Here is a 25,248-nt window from a genome sequence, read left to right as displayed (position 1 = left end):
CGGGCGTGACGGCTGAAGGTTTCGTGTTAGGGCTTGCCGGATATCCGGTGGCGGTCGGCGAATCAGGAATTTTGGAACGAGGAACGGGATGAAGGTCGGCATCGACATGGGAACGGTGCAGGGCGGCGCACCGGCCAGGCTCGATATCGAGGAACTGCTGGCGACGCGCCTGCTCGTGCAGGGCAATTCGGGCTCGGGAAAGTCGCATCTCCTGCGGCGCCTGCTCGAGCAGTCCGCCCAATGGGTGCAGCAGGTCATCATCGATCCCGAAGGGGATTTCGTCACGCTTTCCGACCGGTTCGGCCATGTCGTGGTCGATGGCGAGCGCACGGAAGCCGAACTCGTCGGCATCGCCAACCGCATCCGCCAGCACCGCGTCTCCTGCGTGCTCTCGCTGGAGGGCCTTGAGGCCGACGAGCAGATGCGGGCGGCCGGCATCTTCTTGAACGCGCTGTTCGATGCGGACCGGGACTTCTGGTATCCGGTGCTCGTCGTCGTCGACGAGGCGCAGCTTTTCGCGCCCGCCGTCAGCGGCGAGGTCTCCGAAGAGGCGCGAAAACTGTCGCTCGGCGCGATGACCAACCTGATGTGCCGCGGCCGCAAGCGCGGCCTTGCCGGCGTCATCGCCACGCAGCGCCTCGCCAAGCTTGCCAAGAACGTCGCGGCCGAGGCATCCAACTTCCTGATGGGCCGCACCTTCCTCGACATCGACATGGCGCGTGCCGCCGACCTGCTCGGGCTTGACCGCCGGCAGGCGGAGATGTTCCGCGACCTGCCGCGCGGTTCCTTCGTCGCGCTCGGCCCGGCGCTGTCGCGCCGCCCCTTGCCGGTGACGATCGGCGCGGTCGAGACCTCCGCGCGCTCGACCAGCCCCAAGCTGATGCCGCTGCCGGATGCGCCGCAGGACGTGGAAGACCTGATCTTCACGCCCGATCCGGACGAGTTTTCCCGCCCGCTCGTCCGCCGCGCGCCGCCGGCGCCGCGCCCGACGACGGACATCCTCGCCGAACTGTCCCGGGCGCGGCCGGAGCCGGTGCAGGCGGAGGCGAAGGCACCCGCGCCGGAAATCTCCGCGGAGGAGCGGGAAGGCCTGCTCGACCAGGCGCTCGCCGAAATCCTCGGCAATCCCGATGCGGCCTTCCGGGCCGATGCCGAACTGTTCCAGGATTTCCTCGTGCGCTGCCGCATCCGCCGCGTGCCCGGCGCGCCGCTGTCGCTTCCCGCCTTCCGCCGCAAGATGGCAGTCGCGCGCTCGGGCGTCGATGCCGAGACAGCGGCGACGGAAATCTGGGGCAGGGCGCTCGATCTGTCGCGCAGTGTCACCGAGGACCTGCAGGGCGTGTTCCTGCTCGTCGCGCAGGCCGCGGTGCGCGGGCTAACCTGCCCCTCGGATGCCCGGATCGCGCGGGCCTACGGCACGCATTCGGCCCGCCGGGCGCGCCGGCTGCTCGGCTATTTCGAGGAGCAGGGGCTGGTGGTCGTGCACAGCGATCTTGCCGGCCACCGCATAGTCGCCTTCCCGGACCTCGGCTGCGAGACGCTGCCGGGCGACGCCAACGGGCCGGACCTTGCCGATTCCCACCGCGATGCGGCGGAATAGGCGGATTTTCCGGGCCTTGCTCGTTGACAGTCCTGTAAAACTCCCCTAATGACCCCGCCAACGCCGGGCAGAAATGTCCGGTGTTTCATTTGACATGTCCCGTGGATTCTCCGGTCGCGATCGTGAGAAGCCTGTCGGAACCCGAAAGGTTCAGAGGAGGGCGTGTTTCCTTCAGCCGGTCCGGCAACGGCCCGGCATAACAAGACCAAGAGGAAATGCGATGAGCAAGCGCGCTGCATCCAAGTACAAAATCGACCGCCGCATGGGCGAGAACATCTGGGGCCGTCCGAAGTCCCCGGTCAACCGTCGCGAATACGGCCCGGGCCAGCACGGCCAGCGCCGCAAGTCCAAGCTTTCGGACTTCGGTGTCCAGCTCCGCGCCAAGCAGAAGCTGAAGGGTTACTACGGCGATATCCGCGAGAAGCAGTTCCGCGCGATCTTCGCCGAAGCCGAGCGCCGCAAGGGCGACACCCCGGAAAACCTGATCGGCCTGCTCGAATCGCGCCTCGACGCGATCGTCTACCGCGCCAAGTTCGTTCCGACGGTCTTCGCTGCCCGTCAGTTCGTCAACCATGGCCACGTCAAGGTCAACGGCGTGCGCGTCAACATCGGTTCCTACCGCTGCAAGCCGGGCGACGTCATCGAAGTCAAGGAAAAGTCCAAGCAGCTCGTCACGGTTCTCGAATCCGTCGGTCTGGCTGAACGCGACGTTCCGGACTATATCGAAGCCGACCACAACAAGATGACCGCGACCTTCGTTCGCGTTCCGGTTCTCTCCGACGTGCCCTACGCCGTCATCATGGAACCGCACCTGGTCGTCGAATTCTACTCGCGTTAATTCGCGGGCGACACCTTGCGCAATCGGGAAAAGCCGCCAAGAGATTGGCGGCTCAGATTGCCGGCAAGCCTTGCCACCCACCGCCGTCATCCTCGGCCTTGAGCCGAGGATCCAACCTTCTCAACGGTTTATGGATGCTCGGGTCAAGCCCGAGCATGACGGAGGAGAGGGGTTCGGGACTTTGCCAGTCAGTCTGAGCCGCCAAGAGATTGGCGGCTTTTTCGTTTCGGGGGAACGGGATGACGGACTTGCAGGGCATTGTCGAGGAGATCCACGCGAACCTGTCGCCACGGTGCGGCGAGGGCAGGGTGGCAGACTATATTCCGCAGCTTGCCCATGTGGATCCGAAGAAGTTCGGCATCGCCGTGGTGACGGTCGACGGCGCGGTGCACCTTGCCGGCGACGCGGACGAGGCCTTTTCCATCCAGAGCATTTCCAAGGTCTTCACCCTCACGCTCGCCCTCGGCAAGCATGGCGAGGCGATCTGGAAGCGGGTCGGCCGCGAACCGTCTGGCTCGGCCTTCAACTCCATCGTCCAGCTCGAGCACGAGGGCGGCATCCCGCGCAATCCCTTCATCAATGCCGGGGCGATCGCCACCACCGACCTCGTGCTCGCCGGCCATACGCCGAAGGAGGCGATCGGCGAGATCGTGCGGTTCCTGCGCTATCTCGCGGACGAGGACGACATCATCATCGACCAGGCCGTGGCACGCTCGGAGCAGGCGACGGGCTTCCGCAACTTCGCGCTCGCCAATTTCATGCGCTCCTTCGGCAGGCTCGATCATGCGGCCGAACTGGTGCTCGGCGTCTATTTCCATCAATGCGCGCTGGCGATGAGCTGCCGGCAGCTCGCCAAGGCGGGGCTGTTCCTCGCCAACAGCGGCACCAACCCTTTGACCGGCCACCGCGTCGTCTCGCATCTTCGGGCGCGGCGTATCAACGCACTCATGCTGACCTGCGGCCACTATGACGGCTCGGGCGACTTCGCCTACCGCGTCGGCCTGCCGGGCAAGAGCGGCGTCGGCGGCGGAATCCTGGCCGTCGCGCCGGGAAAGGCCTCGGTCGCCGTCTGGTCTCCGGGGCTGAACGAGAACGGCAATTCGCTCATCGGCTCGCTGGCGCTGGAAATGCTGGCGGCGCGCACCGGCTGGTCTGTCTTCGGGGCTTGATTGTGCGGCCGGTTCGGGGCATTGCAGGCCCATGACGGCATCTACGACCCTGGCCTTTGCTGACACCGACGACGACGCACCGGATGCTGGCCGCCATCCGCTCTTTGCGGACGCTCCCTCCAGTGTCTCCTTCAACAAGCTGCGCAAGCGCCTGCTGCGGCAGGTCCGGCAGGCGATGGACGATTTCGCCATGCTGAAGGGCCAGAAGCGCTGGCTCGTCGGCCTTTCCGGCGGCAAGGACAGCTACGGCCTGCTCGCCCTGCTGATGGACCTGCAATGGCGCGGCCTTTTGCCGGTGGAGCTCGTCGCCTGCAATCTCGACCAGGGCCAGCCGAATTTTCCGAAGCACATATTGCCGGACTATCTGACGTCGATCGGCGTCAAACACCGCATCGAATATCGTGACACCTATTCCATCGTGAAGGAGAAGGTGCCGTCGGGGGCGACCTATTGTTCGCTCTGCTCGCGGCTCCGGCGCGGCAATCTCTATCGCATTGCCCGGGAGGAGGGCTGCGATGCGCTGGTGCTCGGCCACCATCGCGAGGATATTCTCGAAACCTTCTTCATGAACTTCTTCCACGGCGGGCGGCTCGCCGCCATGCCGCCAAAACTCCTGAACGACGAGGGTGACGTCATGCTGCTGCGTCCGCTCGCCTATGCGGCGGAGGATGATCTTGCCAAATTCGCCGCCGCCATGCGGTTCCCGATCATCCCCTGCGACCTCTGCGGCTCTCAGGACGGCCTGCAGCGCAATGCGATGAAGGCGATGCTGGCGGAGATCGAGACGCGCATGCCGGGCCGCAAGGACGCCATGCTGCGCGCGCTCGGCCACACCAATCCGTCCCATCTTCTCGACCCGAAGCTTTTCGATTTCTCCTCCCTCGAAACGGTAAGGCCCCATGACGACGATTGACATCAATGCCCTCGCCCTCGTGCTTGCACAGGCGGCGGAGGCGGAAATCCGCCCGCGCTTCCGCGCGCTCGCCAAGGGAGATGTCCGCACCAAGGCGGATGCCAACGACCTGGTGACGGAAGCCGACGAGGCGGCCGAGCGCTTCATCAGCCGGGAAGTTGCGGCGCAGTTTCCGGGCGTGCTGTTCGTCGGCGAGGAATCGGTCGCGGCCGATCCGGCGCTGCTGCCGAAGCTCAAGGATGCGGACGTCGCGATCGTCGTCGACCCGATCGACGGCACCTTCAACTTCGCGGCCGGCGTGCCGCTCTTCGGCGTCATGGCGGCGATCGTCTCCGGCGGCGAGACGGTCGGCGGCATCATCTACGACCCGATGGGCGACGACTTCGTCATGGCGGAAAAGGGCGGCGGCGCCTGGCAGACCGGCGATCACCGCCCGGCCGTGCGGCTGAAGACGCGGGGCGGCGCACCGCTCGAAGCGATGACCGGCATGGCCTCGACCAGCTTCCTCGACCGGGCGCGCCGGGCGCGCATCCTGTCGAACCTCGCCAAGGTGGCCTTCGTCTCCAACTATCGCTGCGCGGCGCACGAATACCGCACCCTTGCCGGCGGCCACCTGCATTACCTGATGTACAACAAGCTGATGCCCTGGGACCACCTCGCCGGCACGCTGATCGCCGAGGAGGCCGGCGCCTATGCCGCGCGCTTCGACGGCTCGGCCTACAAGCCGCACCATGTCGAGGGCGGCCTCCTGGTCGCGCCGGACAAGGACAGCTGGGAGATGCTGCGCCGCGAAGTCTTCGTCGACTGAGGCGGCTTGACCACCGATGAAAAGGCCCGGCTGCATCCGCAGCCGGGCCTTTTGTTTGTCCGCAACCTTCTGCTTTCGTCATCCTCGGGCTCGACCCGAGGATCCACGCGGCCCCCTGGGCCTGGATGGTCGGGTCAAGCCCGACCATGACGGAGGGGAGGTAAGGCGCCTTCCTCGCGAGCGGTTCGGCTGGAGGTGAGGGCAAGTGCCTTTCTCACGCTGGGCCGGCTGGAGGAGAGCGACGACGATCCCCCCTCAAACCGGCTTGTTGTGCGGCTGGAACAGCTTGCCGCGCTCGGCGATCAACACGAAGACGAGGCCGATGACCGAGAGCACGAAGAAGCCCATGACGAGCGGCAGCGCCGTGCCGTTGAAGGCCTGGCCGATGATGGCGCCGAGGACCGTGCCGCCGGCCGTGCCCATGAAGCCGAGCACCGAGGAGGCCGTGCCGGCGACGTGGCCGAGCGGCTCCATGGCGAGCGAGTTGAAGTTCGAGCCGATCCAGCCGAACTGGAACATCGACAGCGCGAAGAGCACGATGAAGATCGCGAACGGCAGGTGCGGTGCCCAGACCAGCGTCAGCAGCAGCCAGAACGCATTGACGCCGAGGAAGCCGAGGAGCGCGCCATGCGACAGCCGCCGCATGCCGAACCGGCCGACCAGCCGGGCATTGACGAAGGACGACAGGGCCATGAAGGCGGCAACGCCGGCAAAGGCGACCGGGAACCAGACGCCGAGCCCGTAGATGCCGACATAGATCTGCTGCGCCGAGTTGATGAAGCCGAACAACGCGCCGAAGATGAAGGTGCTGGCGAGCGTGTAGCAGAGCGCCACGCGGTCCGTCAGGACGATGCGGAAGCCGCCGAGGACCGAGCGCACCGTAAAGGGCCGCACGTCTTCGGGATGCAGGGTCTCCGGCAGGCGGAAATACATCCAGGCCCAGATCACGGCGGCCATCACCGCCATGAAGACGAAGATGAGGTGCCAGTCGCCGAACAGCATGACAATCTGGCCTGTGCCCGGCGCCAGCACCGGAACGACCATGAACACCATCATGATGAGCGACATCGCTTCCGCCATCGCGCGGCCGCCGAAAATGTCGCGGACGATCGAGACGGTGATGACGCGCATGGCGGCCGAGCCGATGCCCTGGATGAAGCGCAGCGCCAGAAGCGCGGCGAAGCTCGGCACGAGGATCGCGGCGAGCGACGACACGACATAGATGGCAAGGCCGACGAACATGGGCGCACGGCGGCCGAAGCGGTCGGAGACCGGACCATAGATGAGCTGCGCGAGCGCAAAGCCGATCAGGTAGGCGGAAATGACATATTGCCGGTGGTTCTCGTTCTCGACGCCGAGGCTGGCGCCGATTTCCTGCAGGCCGGGCAGCATGATGTCGATGGCGAGCGCATTGAGCGCCATCAGCAGCGCCATGAGCGCAATGAATTCCATCTTGCCCATGCCTTTGAGGCGCTGGGCCGATTCAGGGGAAAGTCCAGACATAATCTATATATTCCATGAAAAAGAGAGAAGGCGCCGCTGGGATGCGGCGCCTTTGAAAAGCTTGGGGCCTTGGGAAGACCGTTAAGCGTCAGGCAGCGCCCTTGATCGAAATACCCTGTTCCTGAAGATGCGACTGCAATTCGCCCGACTGGAACATCTCGCGCACGATGTCGCAACCGCCGACGAACTCGCCCTTCACGTAAAGCTGCGGGATGGTCGGCCAGTTGGAATAGTCCTTGATGCCCTGACGGATGTCGGCGTCGGCGAGCACGTTGATGCCCTTGTAGCCCACGCCCACGTAGTCGAGGATCTGCACGACCTGGCCGGAGAACCCACACTGCGGGAATTCGGGCGTGCCCTTCATGAAGAGGACGACGTCGTTGGTCTTCACTTCGTTGTCGATGAAATCGTGGATGCCACTCATAGCAGTCTTCCTTGGCAAATCGGCTTCAAGGGCCGATGCGATGATCCGTTTGCCCTAGATAACAACCTCGGGTGACAATTGCCAGAAGCCCCGCCACAAAAAATGCAGGGGGCTGCCTTACCGTTTCGCAAGTGTTGCGTGTTCGCCGCGCCTATGCCTATCCGGCACGCTGGCGGCTGCGGCTTGCCGCCGTGCGACGGCGGCTCACCTGTTTGCGCGGGCGCTTCGCCGGTTTCTTTTCCGGCTTCAGCACGGCCTCGAGGATGTCACCGAGGAGCCCGCCGGACGCCTTCTTGCGCGTCGTCGTCGTCTTGCGGCGCGTGCGCTTCGTCGAGGCCTTGCGCATGCCGGTCTTCTTCAGCACCTCCTTGAGGGCTGCATCGACCACGCCGCTGACGAGCTCCTTGATGAGATCGGCCATGGATCGGTCAATCCGGGATCGAGGTCTGCAGGGCGAGGGCATGCAGGATGCCGCCCATATTGCCCTTCAGCGCATCGTAGACCATCTGGTGCTGCTGCACGCGGGTCTTGCCGCGGAAGGCTTCCGCGACGACTTCGGCGGCGTAGTGATCGCCGTCGCCGGCAAGATCGCGGATGACCACCTTCGCTCCGGGGATGCCGGATTTGATCATGTCTTCGATATCGCCGGGTGACATAGGCATGTGAACTGCTCCCTTATCTTATTCCGCGGCGGCAGCGGCGGTGCCGTTGCCGTCCATGAAGTCAGGGAACCACGATTCATGGGTGTCGCGCAATTGTTCAATCGGCAGCGACAGCAGGCCGTCCACCACGAGCGCATCGCCGCCGACCGTGCCGAGGCGGCGGAACGGCACGCCCGCGCCTTCCGCATTGGCGCACAGGAAGTTGGCGAGATCGGCCGGGACGGCCAGCACATAACGGGCCTGGTCCTCGCCGAAGAGCAGCGCATGGGCCGGGCCGTTGGCCTGCGAAAGGTTGGCCTTGATGCCCTTGCCGGAGGCCATCGCCATTTCGGCGAGCGCGACGGCGAGGCCGCCGGAGGAGATGTCGTGGCAGGCGGTGACCTGGCCGTTGCGGATGGCCGAGCGCACGAAATCGCCGTTGCGGCGTTCGGCGTGGAGGTCCACTTCCGGCGCCGGGCCGTCGACGAGGCCGAGCACGTCGCGCAGATAGACGGACTGGCCGAGATGGCTGCCGTCGACGCCGATCAGCACGAGCTGGTCGCCGTCCCTGGCGCCGCCGATCCTCGCCATGGCGGACCAGTCGGGCAGGAGGCCGACCCCGGCGATGGTCGGGGTCGGCAGGATGGCGATGCCGTTCGTCTCGTTGTAGAGCGAGACGTTGCCCGAGACGATCGGGAAATCGAGCGCCCGGCAGGCTTCGCCGATGCCCTGGATGGCCTTGACGAACTGGCCCATGATCTCCGGCTTTTCCGGGTTGCCGAAGTTGAGGTTGTCGGTGGCGGCGAGCGGCTCGGCGCCGGTCGCCGTGATGTTGCGCCAGCATTCGGCGACGGCCTGCTTGCCGCCCTCGAACGGATCGGCCTCGACATAGCGCGGCGTCACGTCGGAGGAGAAGGCGAGGGCCTTGGTGGCATGGCCCTCGACGCGCACGACGCCGGCATCGCCGCCCGGGATCTGCAGCGAATTGCCCTGGATCAGCGTGTCGTACTGCTCGTAGACCCAGCGGCGGCTCGACTGGTTCGGCGAGCCGACCAGCGCCAGCACGGCTTGGCCGTAATCAGCGGGTTCGGCGACGAGATTGGCCGGTAGCGGCGCGGGCTTGCCCGGCTCGCGCCAGGGGCGGTCGTATTCCGGCGCCTGATCGCCCAATTCCTTGATCGGCAGGTTCGCCACTTCCTCGCCCTGGTGCAGGATGCGGAAGCGCAGGTCGTCGGTCGTGTAGCCGACAATGGCGAAGTCGAGACCCCACTTGACGAAGATCGCCTTGGCGACCTCTTCCTTGGCGGGTTCGAGAACCATGAGCATGCGCTCCTGGCTTTCCGACAGCATCATCTCGTACGCCGTCATCTGTTCTTCGCGAACCGGCACGAGATCGAGGTTCAACTCGATGCCGAGGTCGCCCTTGGCGCCCATTTCGACGGCCGAGCATGTAAGGCCGGCAGCGCCCATGTCCTGGATCGCGATGACGGCACCGGTCTGCATCAGTTCGAGGCAGGCTTCCAGCAGGCACTTTTCCGTGAAGGGGTCGCCGACCTGCACGGTCGGGCGCTTCTCCTCGATCGTTTCGTCGAATTCCGCGGAGGCCATGGTGGCGCCGCCGACGCCGTCGCGGCCGGTCTTGGCACCGAGATAGACGACCGGCAGGCCGACGCCCTTGGCTTCCGAGAGGAAGATCGCGTTGGATTTCGCAAGGCCGGCGGCAAAGGCGTTGACGAGGATGTTGCCGTTGTAGCGCGGGTCGAACTCGACCTCGCCGCCGACGGTCGGCACGCCGAAGGAATTGCCGTAGCCGCCGACGCCGGCGACGACGCCGGAAACGAGGTGGCGGGTCTTCGGATGGTCCGGCGCGCCGAAGCGCAGCGCGTTCATCGCCGCGACCGGGCGCGCGCCCATGGTGAAGACGTCGCGCAGGATGCCGCCGACGCCTGTCGCCGCGCCCTGGTAGGGCTCGATATAGGACGGGTGGTTGTGGCTCTCCATCTTGAAGACGACGCAGTCGCCGTCGTCGATATCGACCACGCCGGCATTCTCACCCGGCCCCTGGATGACGCGCGGACCCTTGGTCGGCAGCGTGCGCAGCCAGCGCTTGGAGGACTTGTACGAGCAGTGCTCGTTCCACATGGCCGAGAAGATGCCGAGTTCGGTGAAGGTCGGCTCGCGGCCGATCAGCGAGAGGATGCGGTCGTATTCATCCGGCTTCAGCCCGTGGGCGGCAATCAGCTCCGGGGTGATCGGGCGGGTGTTCGAAATGGTCATCGTCGCTCGTCTTGTCGTGGAGGGCAGGATTGCGGTCTCTTTAACCTATGCCGCCCGGCAGCGCGACAGGAAAATGACCGCAATCACAGGCGAAACGGCCTGTTCAGGCCGGGCTGTCGTAACCCGTCGGGCCGTGGGCGATGAGGCTGCGCAGCCGCAAGAGGCCGGCCGCGACATCCGCGCGGTTCTCCGGCGAGGACAGGCCGATGCGCACGCGGTAGAACGTCTTCTCCGACCGGCCGGCCTTGAACTCGTCCTCGTCGTCGATGAGGATATCCTCGGCGAAGGCCGCCTGGCGGAACGTGCCGGACAGCCACGGGTCCGGCAGCTTCAGCCAGAGGAAGGGCACGCGGGGGTGCGAATTGAAATCGAGCCCCGCGAAGATTTCCCGCGCACGCGCCTCGCGTGCCTCGACTTCCGCGGAGACCTTCGCGCGGATGGCGTCCGCCATGCCCGACAGCACCAGCCGGGCGCCGAGCTCGGCGAGCAGGTAGGGCAGGCCGCCGCTCACCATCTTGTGGGCGATGCGCACGCGCTGGGCAAGGTGCGGCGGGCAGGCGATCCAGCCGCCGCGCACGCCCGCCGCCACGCTCTTCGAGAGGCCCCCGACGAGGAAGGTCCGATCGGGCGCGATTTCGGCGAGGAGCGGAATGCCAGCGTCGATCGTGCCGCCATAGAGATTGTCCTCGATGAGGAAGACATTGTGCCGCCGGGCGATGGCGGCAATGGCGCGGCGGCGATCCTCCGGCATGATGGCGAGCGTCGGGTTCTGGCCCGACGACATCAGGAAGGCGAGCTTGGGATGCTGCTGCACGCAGACGCGCTCGAAATCCTCCGGTATCACGCCGTGGGCATCCGATTCGACGAGCACCGTCTGGCGGCCGATGAGGGCGGTGCCGCGGCTCACCTGCGAATAGGTGACATGCTCGAAGACGATGCGGTCGCCGGGCGCGGTGATGACCGAGACGGCGGCAATGACGGCGGCATGGGCGCCGAGCGTCGGCACGATGCTCTCGATCGCCGGCTGCCAGTCGTCCCGCCTCAACCAGCGCCGCCCGGCCTCCAGCCATTGCAGCGGGAAATTCCGGGTGTAGCTGGCGATCTCGTTCGCCTGCTCCCGGCAGATGTCCGTGAGGATGTCGGTGATCGCCGTCGACTGGCCGACATCGGTGGCGGCCGTCGTGTCGAAGCGCAATTTGCCGGGCGGTGCATTCGCCGCGCGGGTGCCGACCAGCCGGGCGCTGACCGGATCCATGGCCGCCGGATCGGCATCCTCTTTCGAGCCGAGCACATAGGTGCCGCGGCCGACCTCGCCGCTGACGAGGCCGCGTTCGCGCACCATCGTATAGGCGCGGCTGACGGTGCCGATGGTCACGCCGATGTCGTAGGCGAGGTTGCGCTGGGGCGGCAGCTTGCTGCCGGAGGCGAGCGCGCCGGTGCTGATCGCCTGCTCGATCTGGTCGGCAATGCGCACATAGAGCGGACCGTCGGAGGCCTGGAGATCGGGAAGCCAATTTGTCATGGTGCCAATTCTTAGATTGCACCGCAATGAGAGTCAATTATTTCCTGAATGCACCGTTTGTCACGAGAGCTTGTGACGCTTCAGGAGAGACGACCATGGCAATCGATACAATATTCACCGCGGCAGAATCCGGCAGGCCTGGCGGCCTGCGGGCGATGCTGCGCCGTGCCTGGCGCGCAGGCCGCGCCTGGAGCGTCACGCGGCGCACGCGCCACGCGCTGGTGGAAATGACGGACGAACAGCTCCGCGACATCGGCGTCAGCCGTGCCGAAGCGACGCGGGAAATCCGCAAGTCGATCTATTGGGATTGACGGCCGGGGTCAGCAGCCCTTGCCGCCGGCGGCCCAGCGCTTGACGTCGGTCGCGATGCGCGGGCCGACGGCCTCGCCCATCATCGGGCCGAAGGCATCGAGCCTGGCCGGGTTGCCCTCCGCCTGCACGACGAGCAGCGGGCGCGATTCCGGCGAATTGCGGTGGACGACGAGGATGCGCGGGCGGCCGGAGAAGGAGTTCAGCTCCGGCGCGAGGCGATAGGCCTTGAAGGCCGGGTCGCCCGACTTGAACCAGCAGCTGTTCGCCGCGAGCGCGACGCGCTCCATGGTCGGCAGGGCGCCGCCACGGACCTGCGGCGCCGGGGTTTTCGCCTGGCACGCGGCAAGCGCCACGGCGGCGAGAAGCGGCAGGACGAGCTTGGCGGGAAGAAGCGGGCGCATGAAAAGCCTTTCGGGGACGGACATGCGCCCTTGATAACAACGACCGGTTAAGCGGCGATTACGTCGAGCACCGAGGCGAAGAGGCCGCGGCCGTCGGAACCGCCATGGGCGGCCTCGATGAGGTTTTCCGGGTGCGGCATCAGGCCAAGCACGTTGCCCTTCGCGTTCATCACGCCGGCAATGTCGTTGATCGAGCCGTTCGGGTTGGTGCCTTGCGCATAGCGGAACACGACCTGGCCATTGCCCTCGATGGCGGCCAGCGTCTCGGCGTCGGCGAAATAGTTGCCGTCGTGATGGGCGACCGGGCAGCGGATGATCTGGCCCTTCTCATAGGCGCGGGTGAAGTCGGTCTCGGCATTGGCGACTTCGAGCTTCACCTCGCGGCAGACGAATTTCAGCGAGGCGTTGCGCATCAGCGCGCCGGGCAGGAGGCCGGATTCGAGCAGGATCTGGAAACCGTTGCACACGCCCAGCACCTTCACGCCGGCCTCGGCCTTCGCCTTGATCGCCTGCATGACGGGCATGCGGGCGGCAATCGCCCCGCAGCGCAGGTAGTCGCCGTAGGAGAAACCGCCCGGGATGACGATCAGGTCGACATCCGGCAGCTCCGTTTCCGTCTGCCAGACGGTGACCGGCGCCTGGCCGGAGATCTTGGTCAGCGCCGCGATCATGTCGCGGTCACGGTTGAGGCCGGGAAGTTGGACGACGGCGGACTTCATGGGTGGGGTTCAAACCTTGCCTGGGCCTCGGCGAGTTCACGCAGTTCGAGGCGGTTTTCGATACGGTCGAGGCGTGTCAATACCTGTGCCATGCTGCCATGCAGGTTGTTGATGTCTCCTTGCATGACATGCATGTGATTTCGCAGACTTACGATATCTTGCCGCACATCTCTCTGGCCATCCTTGAGCGTGGCGAGATCCGACTGGATTCGCTTCATGAGCTCAAGCATCAGTTCCTGAGAAATATCGGTCACGATCGTCTCCTTCAACCGTCAGGCGAGGGCGATAGTATAGTTCTCGATTACCGTGTTGGCCAGCAGCTTGTCGCACATGGCCTTGAGGTCGGCCTCGGCCTTGGCGCGGTCGGCGGTCGCGAGCTCCAGATCGAAGACCTTGCCCTGGCGGACCTGGCCGACGCCGTCGAAGCCGAGGCTGCCGAGGGCGCCCTCGATCGCCTTGCCCTGCGGGTCGAGAACACCGTTTTTCAGCGTAACCGTTACGCGTGCCTTGATCATGTCTGTCTGTCCATCCTTGGAAGGCGTGTTACTTCACCAGAACCGGGCCGGTGCCGCGCACGGGCTCGTTCTCGTTGATGATGCCGAGGCGGCGGGCCACTTCCTGATAGGCTTCGACGAGGCCCCCCATGTCGCGGCGGAAGCGGTCCTTGTCCATCTTCTCCTGGGTGGCGATGTCCCAGAGGCGGCAGCTGTCCGGCGAGATCTCGTCGGCGATGATGATGCGCATCATGTCGCCTTCGTAGAGGCGGCCGCACTCGATCTTGAAATCGACGAGCTGGATGCCGACGCCGAGGAAGAGGCCGGAGAGGAAGTCGTTGACGCGGATGGCGAGCGCCATGATGTCGTCGAGTTCCTGCGGGCTCGCCCAGCCGAAGGCGGTGATGTGCTCCTCGGAGACCATGGGGTCTTCCAGCGCATCGGCCTTGAAATAGAATTCGATGATCGAGCGCGGCAGCACGGTGCCTTCCTCGATGCCGAGGCGCTTGGAGAGCGAGCCGGCGGCGACGTTGCGCACGACCACTTCCAGCGGGATGATCTCGACTTCCTTGATCAGCTGCTCGCGCATGTTGAGCCGGCGGATGAAGTGGGTCGGGATGCCCATCTTGTTGAGCTGGGTGAAGATGTACTCGGAGATCCGGTTGTTCAGCACACCCTTTCCGTCGATGACATCGTGCTTCTTCTTGTTGAAGGCGGTCGCGTCATCCTTGAAGAACTGGATCAGCGTGCCCGGCTCGGGACCCTCGTACAGGATCTTGGCCTTGCCCTCGTAGATACGGCGGCGACGGTTCATGGATTTTGTCTCTGTTGTTGGCGCGCTTGGGTCGCGCAGGTGTCGTTCGTTTGCGCTCCCATAAACGAAATGCCGCAGTTTAACAATCGCTGTCACGGCCGATCCCCCGTTTTCCGGGAAGTTCGGACCTCACGAAAGTTCGCATTGCACTTTTGCCGTTGTTTTGATTTATGGGCGGAAAGCCTAACGGGTCAGAGAATCTACGGGAGCCATAGATGACCAGCATGCAGGATCGGGAAAAGGCCTTCGAGGCCAAGTTCGCGCTGGACGAGGAGCTGCGCTTCAGGGCCGAAGCACGCCGCAACAAGCTGGTCGGCCTGTGGGCCGCCGGCCTGCTCGGCAAGACGGACGGCGAGGCGGAAGCCTATGCCAAGGAAGTCGTCGCCGCCGATTTCGAAGAAGTCGGTCATGAGGACGTGGTGCGCAAGATCAAGGCCGATTTCGACGCCGCCGGCATCGCCCGCAGCGAGGACGAAATCCGCGTCCAGATGATCGAGCTCCTGGCCGTCGCCATCGCGCAGCTCGAAGTGGGCTGACCGGCCTTTCGCCGTCAGGCCGTACCATCGAAAGCCGTCCGGCTTGCCGGACGGCTTTTCTCGTTCTAGCCGCCGGCGGCCCGGCGGACCTCGTTCTGGAGGTCGCGTGCCCCGCCGCCCGGCTGGCGCCATTCCTGGCGCCGCACGAAATCCGCGATGGCCTCCGCCGGCATGGGCCGGGCGAGCGCATAGCCCTGCAGGATGTCGCAGCCGAGATCGCGCATGATGGCGACATGGGCCGGCGTCTCGACGCCTTCGGCGACGACCTCGATGTTCAACGAGCGGCCGATCTCGACGATCGTGCCGACGAGCTTGCGCTGGCCGGGCGAGCGGCTGACCGGCTTGACGAGCTGCCGGTCGATCTTCAGCCGGCGCGGCGAGAGCTTCATCAGGCTGACGATCGAGGCATGCCCGGTGCCGAAATCGTCGATCTCGATATCGATGCCGAGCTTGCGGATCTCGGCGAGGTTTTCCAGTACGATGCGGTCGCAATCGTCGAGGAAGATCGATTCCAGGAGCTCGAAGGACAGGGATTTCGGGCGGATGGCCAGCGTGTGCAGCGAGCGTGCGAGCTCCGGGTCGTGCAGGCGCTTGGAGGAGACGTTGACCGAGATCTTCTCGATGCCGAGGCCGAGCGCCCGCCAGCCGGCATAGTCGGCGAGCGATTTCTCGAGCACGATCCGGTCGATCATCGCGACGCAGTCGAGATCCTCGGCGATCTTCAGGAAAGCGTCCGGCGCCAGGATGCCGCGGGTCGGATGGTCCCAGCGCGCCAGCGTCTCGACGCCGACGACGTCGAGCGTGCGGGCGCAGAACTGCGGCTGGTAGTAGGGCAGGAAGCGCTGCTGCTCGATGCCGGTGAGGATTTCGTCGGCCGTCTGCTTGTTGACGATGATCTGCGCCTGGAAATCGCTGGTGAAGAATTCATGCCGGCTGCGCCCGCGGTTCTTGGCGCGATAGAGCGCGAGATCGGCATTGACGAGGAGCTGCTTGGCATCGATGGCCTCGCCCGACTGGCTGGCGATGCCGACGCTCGCGCCGAAGCGGCAGATATGGCCGTTGAAGGTGACGGGCTTGCGCATCGCCGACACGATCGCCTCGGCGAGCATGGCGAGGTTGCGCCCGGCGGAGCCGGTCGACAGGAAGACGAACTCGTCGCCGCCGATGCGGGCGACGAAATCACCGGGGCCTTTCAGATCGTTGAGCACGCCGGCGGCGTGGACGAGCATCTGGTCGCCGGCAAGGTGCCCGAGCGTGTCGTTGATCTCCTTGAAGCGGTCGAGGTCGATATGCAGCACGGCAAGGCGGCTGCCGGATCGCCGCGCCTCCTGCGCGGCCGCCTCGATGGTGGCGTCCAGGAAGCGGCGGTTCGGCAGGCCGGTCAGGTGATCGTGCAGGGCGGTATATTCGATCCGCGCCCGGGCGGCCTCCAGTTCCGCATTGCGCGCCTCCGCCAGGTCCTTGGCGTGCTGCAACTCCTCGCGAAGGCGCATGTCGTCCGTGACGTCCCAGTTGGCGCCGATGAGGTGCGGCACGCCCGTCATGTCGACATAGGGCGCGGCGCGGCCGCGGATGTGGCGGATCTGCCCGTCGCCGCGGATGATGCGGAACTCGTTGGCGAAATCCTGGCTCTGGAAGAGGCTGTCGCTGACCCGCGCCGTCGCCTTGCGCCGATCCTGCGGATGGAGCGCCCGTTCCCAGGTGCCTTCGTCGGGCTCTTCGGTCAGGCCGTACATTTCGATCATGCGGTCGTCCCAGCGCACGTCGCCGGTTCTCAGATTGACCTCGAAGACGCCGATGCGCGACACGTCGAGCGCCAGTTCCAGGCGGCGGGACATCTGGGCGAGGCGCTCTTCCGCCTCCTTGCGCTCCGTTATGTCCGTGTCGGTGCCGGCGATGCGGCTCGGCTTGCCGTCCGGGCCGTAATCGACGACGGCGCCGCGGCTCTCGATCCAGACCCAGCGGCCGTCCTTGTGGCGCTCGCGATAGCAGAACACGTTGAACGGCGTCTGGCCGGTTTCCTGCTTGCGGATCTCCTCCAGGACATGCGCCCGGTCGTCGGGATGCACGGACTGGAGCCAGCCTTCCAGGGACGAATCGATTGGCTCGTCCGGCCGCAGGCCGCGGATCGCCCGCCACTGGCGGGAATAGAAAAGGTCGCCGCGCGCAAAATCGTGGTCCCAGACACCCTGGCCGGCGGATTCGAGCGCATGGTTCCAGCGGCTTTCCCGCTCCGCCAGCTCGAGCGCGTTGCGCTTGCGCTCGTCGACATCCGTGATCTGGACGATGAGGGCGGGCGCGACGGGTTCGCCGGGTAGGGCCGGGGGCTCGACGAAGGACGCCAGAACCCAGAATTCCCCGCCGTCCGGCCGCTGTAGGCGAAGCTCCCACGGCGCCTGCTCGGCAAGGCTCGGGCGCATCGCAAAGGCAAGGACGGCGCTGTCCCTCGGCGAGACGCAGTCCGGAAAGGGCGGAAGGGCGGAAAGACAGGTGACGCCGAAGGACCGTAGGAACGTCCCGTTCGCCTCGATGATGCGCCCCTCGGCATCGAGTGCGGCAAAACCGAATCCGGACCGCGCGAAAAGCCGGCGATAAAACGGCTCGCGCTCCGTTTCATGCACGGCAATGGAGGTCGAACCGGATGGTTTGGCCATGAAACGCGGCGCCTGCTTGGAACTCAACGGGGCCAGCGTGCAGGATTTCTATGAAATTCCTCTTAATGGGGCCGGGAGGCGCCCGTCATTCGGGCGCCTTGAGCCGGCTCAGGAACTGGGCGAAGACCATCGTGCCCTCCGGCCAGGGACCATGGCCGGACTCCGTGTTGATATGCCCGGCCTCTCCCGCATCGAGCAGCAGCGCGCCCCAGGCGGCGGCGATGTCGTCGGCATGCTCGTAGGTGCCGAAGGGATCGTTGCGGCTCGCGACGACGAGCGAGGGGAAGGAGAGCGGCTCACGCGGATAGGGGCCGAAGGTCATCAGGTGCTTCGGCCGGATGCCCTCGTTGGCGACATCGGGCGGCGCGACGAGAAAGGCGCCGGCCACCTTGTTGCCGAGATGCGGGGCGGCGTGGATCGCCGCCGCCACGCCCAGCGAATGGGCGACCAGCACGACGGGCTTGCTGGCGGCCGCGACCTCCTCGATCACGCGCTGCACCCAGTCCTCGCGCACGGGCTTGGACCATTCGGTCTGCTCGACACGCCGCGCCGAACCGAGCTTGGACTGCCAGCGGCTCTGCCAATGCTCAGGCCCGGAATTGGTGTATCCGGGGATGATGAGGATTTCTGCTTCTGAGGCTTTCATGCGCCGGCATGTGCGTTCACGAAGTGCTGAAGTCAAGGGGGAGGGACAAATCATCCCCCCGGGTGTATGATTCGACCCCTTCAATGCCAATCACCGCACGCCGTGCTGGCGGACGATCGCCCTCCACGTGCGCGCCGAGACGGTCCCGAACCGGCAAGGAGGAATTGTCATGACGACATTTCATGTGATGGCAGGCCACGACCAGATGGTGGCGCGCCCGGCGATCCGGCGGATCGGCATTCCCGACGTGATGGATGCGCTTCGCCGCGGCTTCGACGATTTCCGCGCCAAGCCGTCCCACTATGTCTTCCTCAGCCTCATCTATCCGATCGCGGGCGTGGTGCTCGTCACCTGGAGCTCCGGCGCCAACATGCTGCCGCTGATCTTTCCGCTGGTGGCCGGTTTTGCGCTGCTCGGACCGTTCTTCGCCATCGGCCTCTACGAGATCAGCCGGCGGCGCGAGCGCGGCATGGATGCCTCCTGGCGCCATGCGCTGGAGGTGCGCAACTCGCCGGCCCTGCCATCCATCCTTGCCGTCGGCGCCATGCTGATGGCGCTGTTCATCGCCTGGCTGGTCTTCGCGCAGCTTCTCTATACCAGCCTGTTCGGGCCGGAGCCGCCGCAGTCGCTCGCCCTGTTCCTCGCCTCCGTCTTCGGCTCGGAGAATGGGCTGCTCCTGATGCTGGCCGGCAATGCGATCGGCTTCTGCTTCGCGCTCGTCGTGCTGGCGACGACGGTGATCGCGTTTCCGCTGCTGCTCGACCGGGATGTCGGCGCCGTGGCGGCCATCGAGACCTCGCTGCGCGCCACGCTGGTGAACCCGGTGCCGGTCGCCTGCTGGGGGCTGATCGTCGCCGCGCTGCTGGTCGTCGGCTCCATCCCGGTCTTCGTGGGGCTCGCCGTGATCATGCCCATCCTCGGCCATGCCACCTGGCATCTCTATCGCAAGATCGTCGTCGACGAGCAGCGATGACGCCGTTTCGCGGGCGGCACGCGCCAGGAGGAGAGTGCAAGACCGCCCGTCAGAGGGGAGCGATGGCGCCATTGGCGCCATCGCCGTTTCCGGCCCTCATTTACTCAGCGGATAACACCTGTCGGTGGAAAAGGCGCCGTCCTTGAAGCCGACCTGGCAGATGACGACCGTGTCGTCCTTCTCCAGGAAGACCGCATAGCTTTCGGCGATCGGCGACACGTTGATGATGTCATAGCCGGCGGCCAGAAGTTCGACGACGGATTGCGGTGTCTGTGCTTGCGCCGTTCCGGCAAAGAAAGCCACGGCGAGAAGCGCGGCAGCAGCAAACCTCATGTTCAGCCCCCGGGAAGACGTGCGCCATTGCACGCAAGGGAAGTCTAATACAGAGGGGCCGGCCGGCGAAGCCTCTTCGCCGGCCGATCTCGAAAGCGTGGGCTACACGGTGCCGAAGACGCGGCGGAAGATCGTGTCGACGTGCTTGGTGTGGTAGCCGAGATCGAATTTCTCGCGGATCTGCTCCTCGGTGACGGCGGCGCGCACCTCGGCGTCGGCCAGGAGTTCCTCCAGGAAGTCCTTACCCTGCTCCCAGACCTTCATGGCGTTGCGCTGCACGAGACGGTAGGAATCCTCGCGCGAAACGCCGGCTTGCGTTAGGGCAAGCAGGACGCGCTGCGAGTGAACAAGTCCGCGGAACTTGTTGAGATTCTTCATCATGTTGTCCGGGTAGATCACCAGCTTCTCGATGACGCCGGCAAGCCGGTTCAGCGCGAAGTCGAGCGTGATCGTCGTATCCGGGCCGATGCCGCGCTCGACGCTGGAATGGGAGATGTCGCGCTCGTGCCAGAGCGCCACGTTCTCCATGGCGGGGGTGACGGCCATGCGCACGAGGCGGGCAAGGCCCGTCAGGTTTTCCGTCAGCACCGGGTTGCGCTTGTGCGGCATGGCGGAGGAGCCCTTCTGGCCGGGCGAGAAGAATTCCTCCGCCTCCAGCACTTCCGTGCGCTGCATGTGACGGATCTCGATCGCGACGTTCTCGATGGACGAGGCGATGACGCCGAGCGTGGCGAAGAACATGGCATGGCGGTCGCGGGGGATGACCTGCGTGGAGACCGGTTCCGGCACGAGGCCGAGCTTGGCGCAGACATGTTCCTCGACGCGCGGGTCGATATTGGCGAAGGTGCCGACGGCGCCGGAGATCGCACCGGTGGCGATTTCCGCGCGGGCGGCGACGAGGCGGGCGCGGCCTCGGTCCATTTCGGCATAGAAGCGGGCGAGCGTCAGGCCCATCGTCGTCGGCTCGGCATGGATGCCGTGGCTGCGGCCGATGCGGATCGTGTCCTTGTGCTCGAAGGCGCGGGCCTTCAGCGCGGCGAGCACGCGGTCCATGCCGGCAAGCAGGATGTCGGCGGCGCGCACGAGCTGGATGTTGAAGGTCGTGTCAAGCACGTCGGAGGAGGTCATGCCCTGGTGCACGAAGCGGCTGTCCGGGCCGACGAATTCGGCGAGGTGCGTCAGGAAGGCGATGACGTCATGCTTGGTGACGGCCTCGATCTCGTCGATGCGGGCGACGTCGAATTCGGCCTTGCCGCCCTTCTCCCAGATCGTCTCGGCGGCCGACTTCGGGATGACGCCGAGCTCGGCGAGCGCATCGCAGGCATGGGCTTCGATTTCGAACCAGATGCGGAACTTCGTTTCGGGCGACCAGATGGCGACCATGTCCGGTCGGGAATAGCGAGGGATCATCGGCTCTTGGCTTTCCTTGGGAGGGTGGGAATTGCCGCCGCTTTAGCAAAGATGGCCGGCAAGCTCAACGTATGGATCGGGAGAGCCACAGGCTGGCGCCCGCAACGACGGGCAATCCGACCGGCAGGTACAGGCTGAGGCCCATGACGAGGAACTGGTAGACGGCCCCGGCAATGGTGAAGACGAACTGGTAGATCCAGATGCGCGTGCCGGGCGGGTGGTGCCACTGTGCGTAGAACAGACGGTAGTCCAGGGCGAAGAGGAAGGCCGTCACGGCGATGGTGCCGAGGCTGAGCAGCGCGAAATGGGCGGCAAAGCGGGTTTCGAACGGCCGATGGCGTGTGAGGAGCCGGGCCAGCGGCAGGGCGAGAGGCCAGGCGGCAAGGCCGCCGGCAAAGTAGATCGCGAGGATCCGCACGAGCTGGAAGTTTTCGGCGCGTCCCTGCAGCGCCAGCGACAGAAGGGCGCCGGCCGCCATCAGCGCGCCCCAGCCGATGGCGCCGCCGAGACAGACCGGCAGCGACGGGAAGATCGGCGCGGACGACTGCCGCCCTGCGGCATCGGGCCCGTCCCGTCCCGCCGCGGCCAGCTCCATGGTCAGGGCCGGAAGGGCACGGCGATCCAGCGACCGTCGCTGCCCTCGAAGCCGAAGCTGCGCACCAGGACGAGCGCGACATGGACCGGGTCGCCGTCGATCGGATTGAAGGTGAGTGCGCCGGAAAGCTGGTAGGAAAGCGGGCAGGCGCGGCTGTCGGGCACGCGCGCATCCTCGTGCACCACCGTGTCGGCCGCTTCGCCGTCGCGCCTGACGAGTTTCAGGCGGAACCCCTTGCCACCCTCCGGCGTGATGTCGCGGCACTTCTCGGAGAGCGCGAGCGGGATTTCCTCGAGCGCGAGGGCGAAGCTGCCGCCCGGCGTCGGTTCGATGGCGTGTTGCAGATATTCGATACGGCTCCTGTCGGCGCCGACCTCGCCCATCGGGTTGAACGCGGCCATCACGCCGGGATGGGAGAGTACCTTGTGCGTCTCGATCAGCGCCCCGGCCTTGTCGCGGCTTTGCGCGCGCGCCTGGGCGACATCCGCCGTCTCGTCGTCGATGCGCACGCGGATCGGCGTGCCCGGGAGATAGGTGTCCTTTTCCGTGTCGATGAAAAAGACGTTGGAATAGGGAAAGCCCGAGCCGTCCTGGACGCCGAATTCCTCGAAGGCGTAGACCTTGCCGTCCGGCGAGAAGCCGAGCGACTGGAAGGTGGAGAAATCGCCGGCCGTGGCCGCGCTCGCCGCCAGCAGGCATGCCGCAAGGGCGCTCGCCGCCTTCCGGAACATCGTCACGCCCGCGCCCCCTCCGCATTGCTGCGCAGAGTGTCGATGGTTTTGCGGTAGGCGTCAACATGACCGTCGCCGAAGATCGCCGAGCCCGCGACGAAGACATTGGCACCGGCGGCGGCGGGCAGGGCGATCGTATCGACCGCGATGCCGCCGTCGACCTCAATGTCGATCGGCCGGTCGCCGACCATCTTGCGCACGCGGCGCAGCTTCTCCTGCATGGCGGGAATGAACTTCTGGCCGCCGAAGCCGGGATTGACCGTCATGACGAGGATGAGGTCGATCTTGTCGAGCAAGTAGTCCAGCACGCTTTCCGAGGTGGCGGGGTTGATCGACACGCCCGCGCGCTTGCCGAGCGCGCGGATCGCCTGCAGCGAGCGATCGAGATGCGGGCCGGCCTCGGCATGCACGGTGATGCCGTCGCAGCCGGCCTTCGCGAAGGCTTCGAGATAGGGATCGGCAGGCGCGATCATCAGGTGGCAGTCGAAGAAGGCATCGGTGTGCGGGCGCAGCGCCTTGATGACGTCGGGGCCGAAGGAGATGTTCGGCACGAAATGGCCGTCCATGATGTCGAGATGGACCCAGTCCGCCCCGGCCGAAACGACGTCGCGCACTTCCTGACCGAGTTTCGCATAGTCGGCGGCGAGGATGGAGGGCGCGATCCGGATGGGAAGGGTCATGTCAGGCTCCGTGAGGAAGGAATTTGGCGTCGCCATACCATTCCCGGCAAAGGCGGACAACGGCCGAATCAGCGCAGCGCCCACGCCGGCAGGACATCGCCGGGCATTGGCGTCGCATCGTGCACGCCGCGGGCGATGGCGCGGGCCATGGTGGCGGCGGCGGCGGCGCAGAGCGTGATGAAGTCCTCCGGCGCCGGCCGGCGGCCGCTCCCGCCGGTCGAAAGCGCGAAGACGAGGTCGCCGTCGAGCGGCGTATGGGCCGGCCAGAGGGCGCGGGCGAAGCCGTCATGGGCGGCGATCGCCAGCCGCTTGGCCTCGGCCTTGGTGAGGACGGCGTCGGTGGCGATGACGGCGATCGTCGTGTTCTCCGTGCCGCTCGGCCGGAGCGACAGTTTCGTGCGCGGCGTGCGGGCCTCGGGCGGGAACGGGAAGGGCAGGCCGAGGCCGCCGAATTCGTCCGCCTCCTCGAACGGCGCCGCCCAGAAATGCCGGGTGTCGCCGATGGTGGCGGAGCCGAGCGCATTGACGGCCGCCAGCGCGCCGACCGTGAAGCCGCCCTCGACCACGCTGGAGGCGGTGCCGAGCCCGCCCTTGCAGGTCGCCGTCAGCGCGCCGGTGCCGGCACCGACGCTGCCGGTGGCAAAATCCGCCGCCGCCCCGGCAAGCGCCGCATGGCCGAGCTCGCGATAGGGCGGGTAGCGGCCCCAGTCCTTGGCACCGCCGTTCATCAGGTCGAAGAGGATGGCGGCCGGCACGATCGGCACGCGGTGCGGGCCGACGGCAAAGCCGCGCCCCCGTTCGCGGAGGCCCGCCTGCACCCCCGATGCCGCATCGAGCCCGAAGGCCGAGCCGCCGGACAGCACCAGCGCATCGACGGTCTCGACCGTGTTGTGCGGTTCAAGGAGATCGGTCTCGCGCGTGCCGGGCGCGCCGCCCAGCACCTGCACGGCGGCCGTCGCCGGCTCCTCGCAGAGGACGACGGTGACGCCGGAGCGGATCAGATGATCCGTGGCGTTGCCGACCGTGAGCCCGGCGACATCCGTCAGGCGGTTCTTCGGGCCGGGCCGCATCATTCTCCCTCCGCCGGCACGAAGGCGCCGGCGCGCCAGACGAGCAGGCGATAGGGATTTTCGGTAAGTTCGTGGTCGGCCCCGAAGGCGACGGTGCCGATCGCCGTTGCGAAGGGCGTACCGGAAAGCGCCGCCGCAAGATCGCCGCCACGGCTTGCCGCCGTCGCAAGGACGGTGACGGCCGCATGGGCCGGCAGCACATAGCCTTCCGCGACGATACCCCGTTCCTTCATCGCCGCCGCGACGGCCTCGCCCTCCGGCAAGGCCTGGTAGTCCGGCAGCGCGATCGCCCCGACGCCGTCGGTCATCGGCACGAGCGGATCGGCGCCCATCAGGGCCTCGCCGCCGATGAGCGCCAGCGCCACCTTCTCCGCCCTGGCATCGCGCGCGATCACCGCCATATCCGTCCGGTCGCCGCCGACGAAGACGCGCGTGACGCCCGTCTGGGCGAGGCGGCGCACGAGGGTGAGCTGCTGCTCCTGCGCCGGGCGATAGGTATCGACGAAGGCGGCCTTCATGCCGACCTCCTCGAGCCGCAGGCGGATCGTCTCGACCAGCTCGCGGGCGTGGATCGTGCCGTCGTCGATGAGCGCGAAGGGCTCGGCCTTCCAGTCCCGGACGATGACCTCGACCGCCTTGTCGGCCTCCGCCTTCGGGCCGGGGGCGAGGCGGAAGAGCGGCCAGTTCTTCTTCAGCGCGTCCTCCATGAGGATGCCCGAGCGCACGGAAAGCGTGATCGCGGGGACCTTCGCCTCGGCAAGGGCGGGCAGGGCGGCCGCAAGCCCCTCCGTGCAGAGGAAGCCGACCGCGGCAACGGCATCCGCCGCCAGGATCGCCTTGCCGATCGCCGCGCCGTCGCTCTCGTCGCAGGCCTCGGGAATTTCCACCACCGTGTCGCCGTTCGCCTGCGCGGCGAAGCGGGCACCGTCGCGCACCTGCTGGCCGAGGATGGCGAGCGGCCCTTCCGCCGGCGCGACCACGGCGAAGGTGAGGCCGGCCGCGGCCGCGGAAGAGGCGGCAAGCACCGAGGCGCCGAGCAGGCTGGCAAGGAAGGCGGTTCTCATTCTCAATCCATCGATCGCGATGACGCTCTTTGTAAGGATCGGGCCGGCAGCGTCAAAGAGAAATATCCACGCAAAGCCCGGCCTTGTCTCTGACGGGACAGGAAAATTCGAGAACGGGGGT

General features: G+C 66.4%; 28 protein-coding genes. 8 read left to right on the top strand and 20 right to left on the bottom strand.

What is annotated here, in order from left to right:
- The first annotated feature begins 88 nt into the window (after positions 1-88).
- The 5 genes from AABQ55_RS14505 (at position 89) to AABQ55_RS14485 (ending at position 5,328) form a co-directional block, all read left to right on the top strand.
- Entirely contained in the window at positions 89-1,600 is a 1,512-nt protein-coding gene (locus AABQ55_RS14505; RefSeq protein WP_272805497.1) for an ATP-binding protein, read from the top strand.
- Positions 1,601-1,820: 220 nt separating this feature from the next.
- Positions 1,821-2,438, top strand: coding sequence for a 30S ribosomal protein S4 (rpsD, locus tag AABQ55_RS14500; RefSeq protein ID WP_244765430.1), 618 nt, complete (start codon positions 1,821-1,823; stop codon positions 2,436-2,438).
- Positions 2,439-2,677: 239 nt separating this feature from the next.
- Complete coding sequence (locus AABQ55_RS14495) at positions 2,678-3,607, top strand: glutaminase (protein WP_272805496.1); 930 nt, start codon at positions 2,678-2,680, stop codon at positions 3,605-3,607.
- Between the two features lie 31 nt (positions 3,608-3,638).
- The gene (gene ttcA / locus AABQ55_RS14490; protein WP_272805495.1) at positions 3,639-4,520 is read left to right on the top strand and encodes a tRNA 2-thiocytidine(32) synthetase TtcA; all 882 of its coding nucleotides are present in this window, start codon (positions 3,639-3,641) and stop codon (positions 4,518-4,520) included.
- Entirely contained in the window at positions 4,507-5,328 is an 822-nt protein-coding gene (locus AABQ55_RS14485) for an inositol monophosphatase family protein (protein WP_272805494.1), read from the top strand. Before ttcA ends, AABQ55_RS14485 begins: the two co-directional genes overlap by 14 nt.
- Before the next feature lie 255 nt (positions 5,329-5,583).
- Here the strand turns inward: AABQ55_RS14485 and AABQ55_RS14480 are convergent, their stop codons facing one another.
- The 6 genes from AABQ55_RS14480 to AABQ55_RS14455 form a co-directional block, all read right to left on the bottom strand.
- Positions 5,584-6,789 carry a multidrug effflux MFS transporter gene (locus AABQ55_RS14480; protein WP_244765986.1) on the bottom strand — a complete coding sequence of 402 codons (1,206 nt, stop codon included), beginning with the start codon at positions 6,787-6,789 and terminating at the stop codon, positions 5,584-5,586.
- 130 nt (positions 6,790-6,919) lie between these two features.
- Positions 6,920-7,255: a Grx4 family monothiol glutaredoxin gene (gene grxD / locus AABQ55_RS14475; protein WP_244765434.1), complete on the bottom strand. Its 336-nt coding sequence runs from the start codon at positions 7,253-7,255 to the stop codon at positions 6,920-6,922.
- Positions 7,256-7,412: 157 nt separating this feature from the next.
- Positions 7,413-7,676, bottom strand: coding sequence for a hypothetical protein (locus AABQ55_RS14470; RefSeq protein ID WP_272805493.1), 264 nt, complete (start codon positions 7,674-7,676; stop codon positions 7,413-7,415).
- A 7-nt stretch (positions 7,677-7,683) separates the two neighbouring features.
- Positions 7,684-7,917, bottom strand: a complete 234-nt coding sequence (locus AABQ55_RS14465; protein WP_064330139.1) for a BolA/IbaG family iron-sulfur metabolism protein — start codon at positions 7,915-7,917, stop codon at positions 7,684-7,686.
- Positions 7,918-7,935: 18 nt separating this feature from the next.
- Positions 7,936-10,173: a phosphoribosylformylglycinamidine synthase subunit PurL gene (gene purL / locus AABQ55_RS14460; RefSeq protein WP_272805492.1), complete on the bottom strand. Its 2,238-nt coding sequence runs from the start codon at positions 10,171-10,173 to the stop codon at positions 7,936-7,938.
- Positions 10,174-10,276: 103 nt separating this feature from the next.
- The gene (locus AABQ55_RS14455; protein WP_272805491.1) at positions 10,277-11,695 is read right to left on the bottom strand and encodes an aminotransferase-like domain-containing protein; all 1,419 of its coding nucleotides are present in this window, start codon (positions 11,693-11,695) and stop codon (positions 10,277-10,279) included.
- Between the two features lie 95 nt (positions 11,696-11,790).
- Here AABQ55_RS14455 and AABQ55_RS14450 point away from each other — a divergent pair, with 95 nt between their 5' ends.
- Positions 11,791-12,006 carry a DUF1127 domain-containing protein gene (locus AABQ55_RS14450; protein ID WP_272805490.1) on the top strand — a complete coding sequence of 72 codons (216 nt, stop codon included), beginning with the start codon at positions 11,791-11,793 and terminating at the stop codon, positions 12,004-12,006.
- Between the two features lie 9 nt (positions 12,007-12,015).
- Here the strand turns inward: AABQ55_RS14450 and AABQ55_RS14445 are convergent, their stop codons facing one another.
- The 5 genes from AABQ55_RS14445 to purC are packed head-to-tail and all read right to left on the bottom strand — an operon-like array spanning position 12,016 to position 14,435.
- Positions 12,016-12,408: a hypothetical protein gene (locus AABQ55_RS14445; RefSeq protein WP_272805489.1), complete on the bottom strand. Its 393-nt coding sequence runs from the start codon at positions 12,406-12,408 to the stop codon at positions 12,016-12,018.
- 47 nt (positions 12,409-12,455) lie between these two features.
- Complete coding sequence (gene purQ / locus AABQ55_RS14440; RefSeq protein WP_272805488.1) at positions 12,456-13,127, bottom strand: phosphoribosylformylglycinamidine synthase subunit PurQ; 672 nt, start codon at positions 13,125-13,127, stop codon at positions 12,456-12,458.
- Complete coding sequence (locus AABQ55_RS14435) at positions 13,124-13,381, bottom strand: hypothetical protein (protein WP_272805487.1); 258 nt, start codon at positions 13,379-13,381, stop codon at positions 13,124-13,126. The genes purQ and AABQ55_RS14435 overlap by 4 nt, the downstream gene beginning before the upstream one ends.
- An 18-nt stretch (positions 13,382-13,399) precedes the next feature.
- On the bottom strand, positions 13,400-13,642 hold the full coding sequence (gene purS, locus AABQ55_RS14430; protein ID WP_023517061.1) for a phosphoribosylformylglycinamidine synthase subunit PurS: 243 nt from the start codon (positions 13,640-13,642) through the stop codon (positions 13,400-13,402).
- A gap of 28 nt (positions 13,643-13,670) precedes the next feature.
- Positions 13,671-14,435 carry a phosphoribosylaminoimidazolesuccinocarboxamide synthase gene (gene purC / locus AABQ55_RS14425; protein WP_064330132.1) on the bottom strand — a complete coding sequence of 255 codons (765 nt, stop codon included), beginning with the start codon at positions 14,433-14,435 and terminating at the stop codon, positions 13,671-13,673.
- Between the two features lie 215 nt (positions 14,436-14,650).
- Between purC and AABQ55_RS14420 the strand changes: the two genes are divergently transcribed.
- Positions 14,651-14,971: a DUF1476 domain-containing protein gene (locus AABQ55_RS14420; RefSeq protein WP_244765443.1), complete on the top strand. Its 321-nt coding sequence runs from the start codon at positions 14,651-14,653 to the stop codon at positions 14,969-14,971.
- 65 nt (positions 14,972-15,036) lie between these two features.
- Here AABQ55_RS14420 and AABQ55_RS14415 read toward each other — a convergent pair whose 3' ends face one another.
- Positions 15,037-17,625: a sensor domain-containing protein gene (locus AABQ55_RS14415; protein WP_272805486.1), complete on the bottom strand. Its 2,589-nt coding sequence runs from the start codon at positions 17,623-17,625 to the stop codon at positions 15,037-15,039.
- An 85-nt stretch (positions 17,626-17,710) separates the two neighbouring features.
- Positions 17,711-18,271 (bottom strand): RBBP9/YdeN family alpha/beta hydrolase, encoded by a 561-nt coding sequence (locus AABQ55_RS14410; protein WP_272805485.1) that lies wholly within the window; start codon positions 18,269-18,271, stop codon positions 17,711-17,713.
- Positions 18,272-18,440: 169 nt separating this feature from the next.
- On the opposite strand from AABQ55_RS14410, the gene AABQ55_RS14405 reads away from it, so the two are divergent.
- Positions 18,441-19,244, top strand: coding sequence for a DUF2189 domain-containing protein (locus tag AABQ55_RS14405; protein WP_244765446.1), 804 nt, complete (start codon positions 18,441-18,443; stop codon positions 19,242-19,244).
- Positions 19,245-19,340: 96 nt separating this feature from the next.
- On the opposite strand, the gene AABQ55_RS14400 is transcribed toward AABQ55_RS14405, so the two are convergent.
- The 7 genes from AABQ55_RS14400 to AABQ55_RS14370 all read right to left on the bottom strand — a co-directional run bounded on the left by AABQ55_RS14400 (position 19,341) and on the right by AABQ55_RS14370 (position 25,127).
- Positions 19,341-19,577, bottom strand: coding sequence for a hypothetical protein (locus AABQ55_RS14400; protein ID WP_272805484.1), 237 nt, complete (start codon positions 19,575-19,577; stop codon positions 19,341-19,343).
- Between the two features lie 102 nt (positions 19,578-19,679).
- Complete coding sequence (purB, locus tag AABQ55_RS14395; RefSeq protein WP_272805483.1) at positions 19,680-20,987, bottom strand: adenylosuccinate lyase; 1,308 nt, start codon at positions 20,985-20,987, stop codon at positions 19,680-19,682.
- Between the two features lie 64 nt (positions 20,988-21,051).
- Positions 21,052-21,582 (bottom strand): hypothetical protein, encoded by a 531-nt coding sequence (locus AABQ55_RS14390; protein WP_272805482.1) that lies wholly within the window; start codon positions 21,580-21,582, stop codon positions 21,052-21,054.
- Between the two features lie 2 nt (positions 21,583-21,584).
- Positions 21,585-22,313, bottom strand: a complete 729-nt coding sequence (locus tag AABQ55_RS14385) for a DUF2259 domain-containing protein (protein WP_272807462.1) — start codon at positions 22,311-22,313, stop codon at positions 21,585-21,587.
- Positions 22,314-22,315: 2 nt separating this feature from the next.
- A complete protein-coding gene (gene rpe, locus AABQ55_RS14380; RefSeq protein WP_272805481.1) occupies positions 22,316-22,993 on the bottom strand; it encodes a ribulose-phosphate 3-epimerase in 678 nt (225 codons plus the stop codon).
- Positions 22,994-23,061: 68 nt separating this feature from the next.
- Positions 23,062-24,066, bottom strand: coding sequence for a P1 family peptidase (locus AABQ55_RS14375; RefSeq protein ID WP_272805480.1), 1,005 nt, complete (start codon positions 24,064-24,066; stop codon positions 23,062-23,064).
- Positions 24,063-25,127 (bottom strand): ABC transporter substrate-binding protein, encoded by a 1,065-nt coding sequence (locus tag AABQ55_RS14370; protein ID WP_244765452.1) that lies wholly within the window; start codon positions 25,125-25,127, stop codon positions 24,063-24,065. Before AABQ55_RS14370 ends, AABQ55_RS14375 begins: the two co-directional genes overlap by 4 nt.
- Positions 25,128-25,248: the final 121 nt, after the last annotated feature.

Origin of the sequence: Shinella sp. WSD5-1, from assembly GCF_963942435.1 — a bacterium.
Classification (GTDB): domain Bacteria; phylum Pseudomonadota; class Alphaproteobacteria; order Rhizobiales; family Rhizobiaceae; genus Shinella; species Shinella yambaruensis.
Note: the sequence above shows the minus strand (reverse complement) of the source record. Positions and strands in the feature narration are given on the sequence as shown.

Bases quoted from the DNA above. Each gene is read 5' to 3' on its own strand.
- AABQ55_RS14505 (WP_272805497.1), top strand. From the start codon at position 89: ATGAAGGTCGGCATCGACATGGGAACGGTGCAGGGCGGCGCACCGGCC.
- rpsD (WP_244765430.1), top strand. From the start codon at position 1,821: ATGAGCAAGCGCGCTGCATCCAAGTACAAAATCGACCGCCGCATGGGC.
- AABQ55_RS14495 (WP_272805496.1), top strand. From the start codon at position 2,678: ATGACGGACTTGCAGGGCATTGTCGAGGAGATCCACGCGAACCTGTCG.
- ttcA (WP_272805495.1), top strand. From the start codon at position 3,639: ATGACGGCATCTACGACCCTGGCCTTTGCTGACACCGACGACGACGCA.
- AABQ55_RS14485 (WP_272805494.1), top strand. From the start codon at position 4,507: ATGACGACGATTGACATCAATGCCCTCGCCCTCGTGCTTGCACAGGCG.
- AABQ55_RS14480 (WP_244765986.1), bottom strand. From the start codon at position 6,789: ATGGGCAAGATGGAATTCATTGCGCTCATGGCGCTGCTGATGGCGCTC.
- grxD (WP_244765434.1), bottom strand. From the start codon at position 7,255: ATGAGTGGCATCCACGATTTCATCGACAACGAAGTGAAGACCAACGAC.
- AABQ55_RS14470 (WP_272805493.1), bottom strand. From the start codon at position 7,676: ATGGCCGATCTCATCAAGGAGCTCGTCAGCGGCGTGGTCGATGCAGCC.
- AABQ55_RS14465 (WP_064330139.1), bottom strand. From the start codon at position 7,917: ATGCCTATGTCACCCGGCGATATCGAAGACATGATCAAATCCGGCATC.
- purL (WP_272805492.1), bottom strand. From the start codon at position 10,173: ATGACCATTTCGAACACCCGCCCGATCACCCCGGAGCTGATTGCCGCC.
- AABQ55_RS14455 (WP_272805491.1), bottom strand. From the start codon at position 11,695: ATGACAAATTGGCTTCCCGATCTCCAGGCCTCCGACGGTCCGCTCTAT.
- AABQ55_RS14450 (WP_272805490.1), top strand. From the start codon at position 11,791: ATGGCAATCGATACAATATTCACCGCGGCAGAATCCGGCAGGCCTGGC.
- AABQ55_RS14445 (WP_272805489.1), bottom strand. From the start codon at position 12,408: ATGCGCCCGCTTCTTCCCGCCAAGCTCGTCCTGCCGCTTCTCGCCGCC.
- purQ (WP_272805488.1), bottom strand. From the start codon at position 13,127: ATGAAGTCCGCCGTCGTCCAACTTCCCGGCCTCAACCGTGACCGCGAC.
- purS (WP_023517061.1), bottom strand. From the start codon at position 13,642: ATGATCAAGGCACGCGTAACGGTTACGCTGAAAAACGGTGTTCTCGAC.
- purC (WP_064330132.1), bottom strand. From the start codon at position 14,435: ATGAACCGTCGCCGCCGTATCTACGAGGGCAAGGCCAAGATCCTGTAC.
- AABQ55_RS14420 (WP_244765443.1), top strand. From the start codon at position 14,651: ATGACCAGCATGCAGGATCGGGAAAAGGCCTTCGAGGCCAAGTTCGCG.
- AABQ55_RS14415 (WP_272805486.1), bottom strand. From the start codon at position 17,625: ATGGCCAAACCATCCGGTTCGACCTCCATTGCCGTGCATGAAACGGAG.
- AABQ55_RS14410 (WP_272805485.1), bottom strand. From the start codon at position 18,271: ATGAAAGCCTCAGAAGCAGAAATCCTCATCATCCCCGGATACACCAAT.
- AABQ55_RS14405 (WP_244765446.1), top strand. From the start codon at position 18,441: ATGACGACATTTCATGTGATGGCAGGCCACGACCAGATGGTGGCGCGC.
- AABQ55_RS14400 (WP_272805484.1), bottom strand. From the start codon at position 19,577: ATGAGGTTTGCTGCTGCCGCGCTTCTCGCCGTGGCTTTCTTTGCCGGA.
- purB (WP_272805483.1), bottom strand. From the start codon at position 20,987: ATGATCCCTCGCTATTCCCGACCGGACATGGTCGCCATCTGGTCGCCC.
- AABQ55_RS14390 (WP_272805482.1), bottom strand. From the start codon at position 21,582: ATGGAGCTGGCCGCGGCGGGACGGGACGGGCCCGATGCCGCAGGGCGG.
- AABQ55_RS14385 (WP_272807462.1), bottom strand. From the start codon at position 22,313: ATGTTCCGGAAGGCGGCGAGCGCCCTTGCGGCATGCCTGCTGGCGGCG.
- rpe (WP_272805481.1), bottom strand. From the start codon at position 22,993: ATGACCCTTCCCATCCGGATCGCGCCCTCCATCCTCGCCGCCGACTAT.
- AABQ55_RS14375 (WP_272805480.1), bottom strand. From the start codon at position 24,066: ATGATGCGGCCCGGCCCGAAGAACCGCCTGACGGATGTCGCCGGGCTC.
- AABQ55_RS14370 (WP_244765452.1), bottom strand. From the start codon at position 25,127: ATGAGAACCGCCTTCCTTGCCAGCCTGCTCGGCGCCTCGGTGCTTGCC.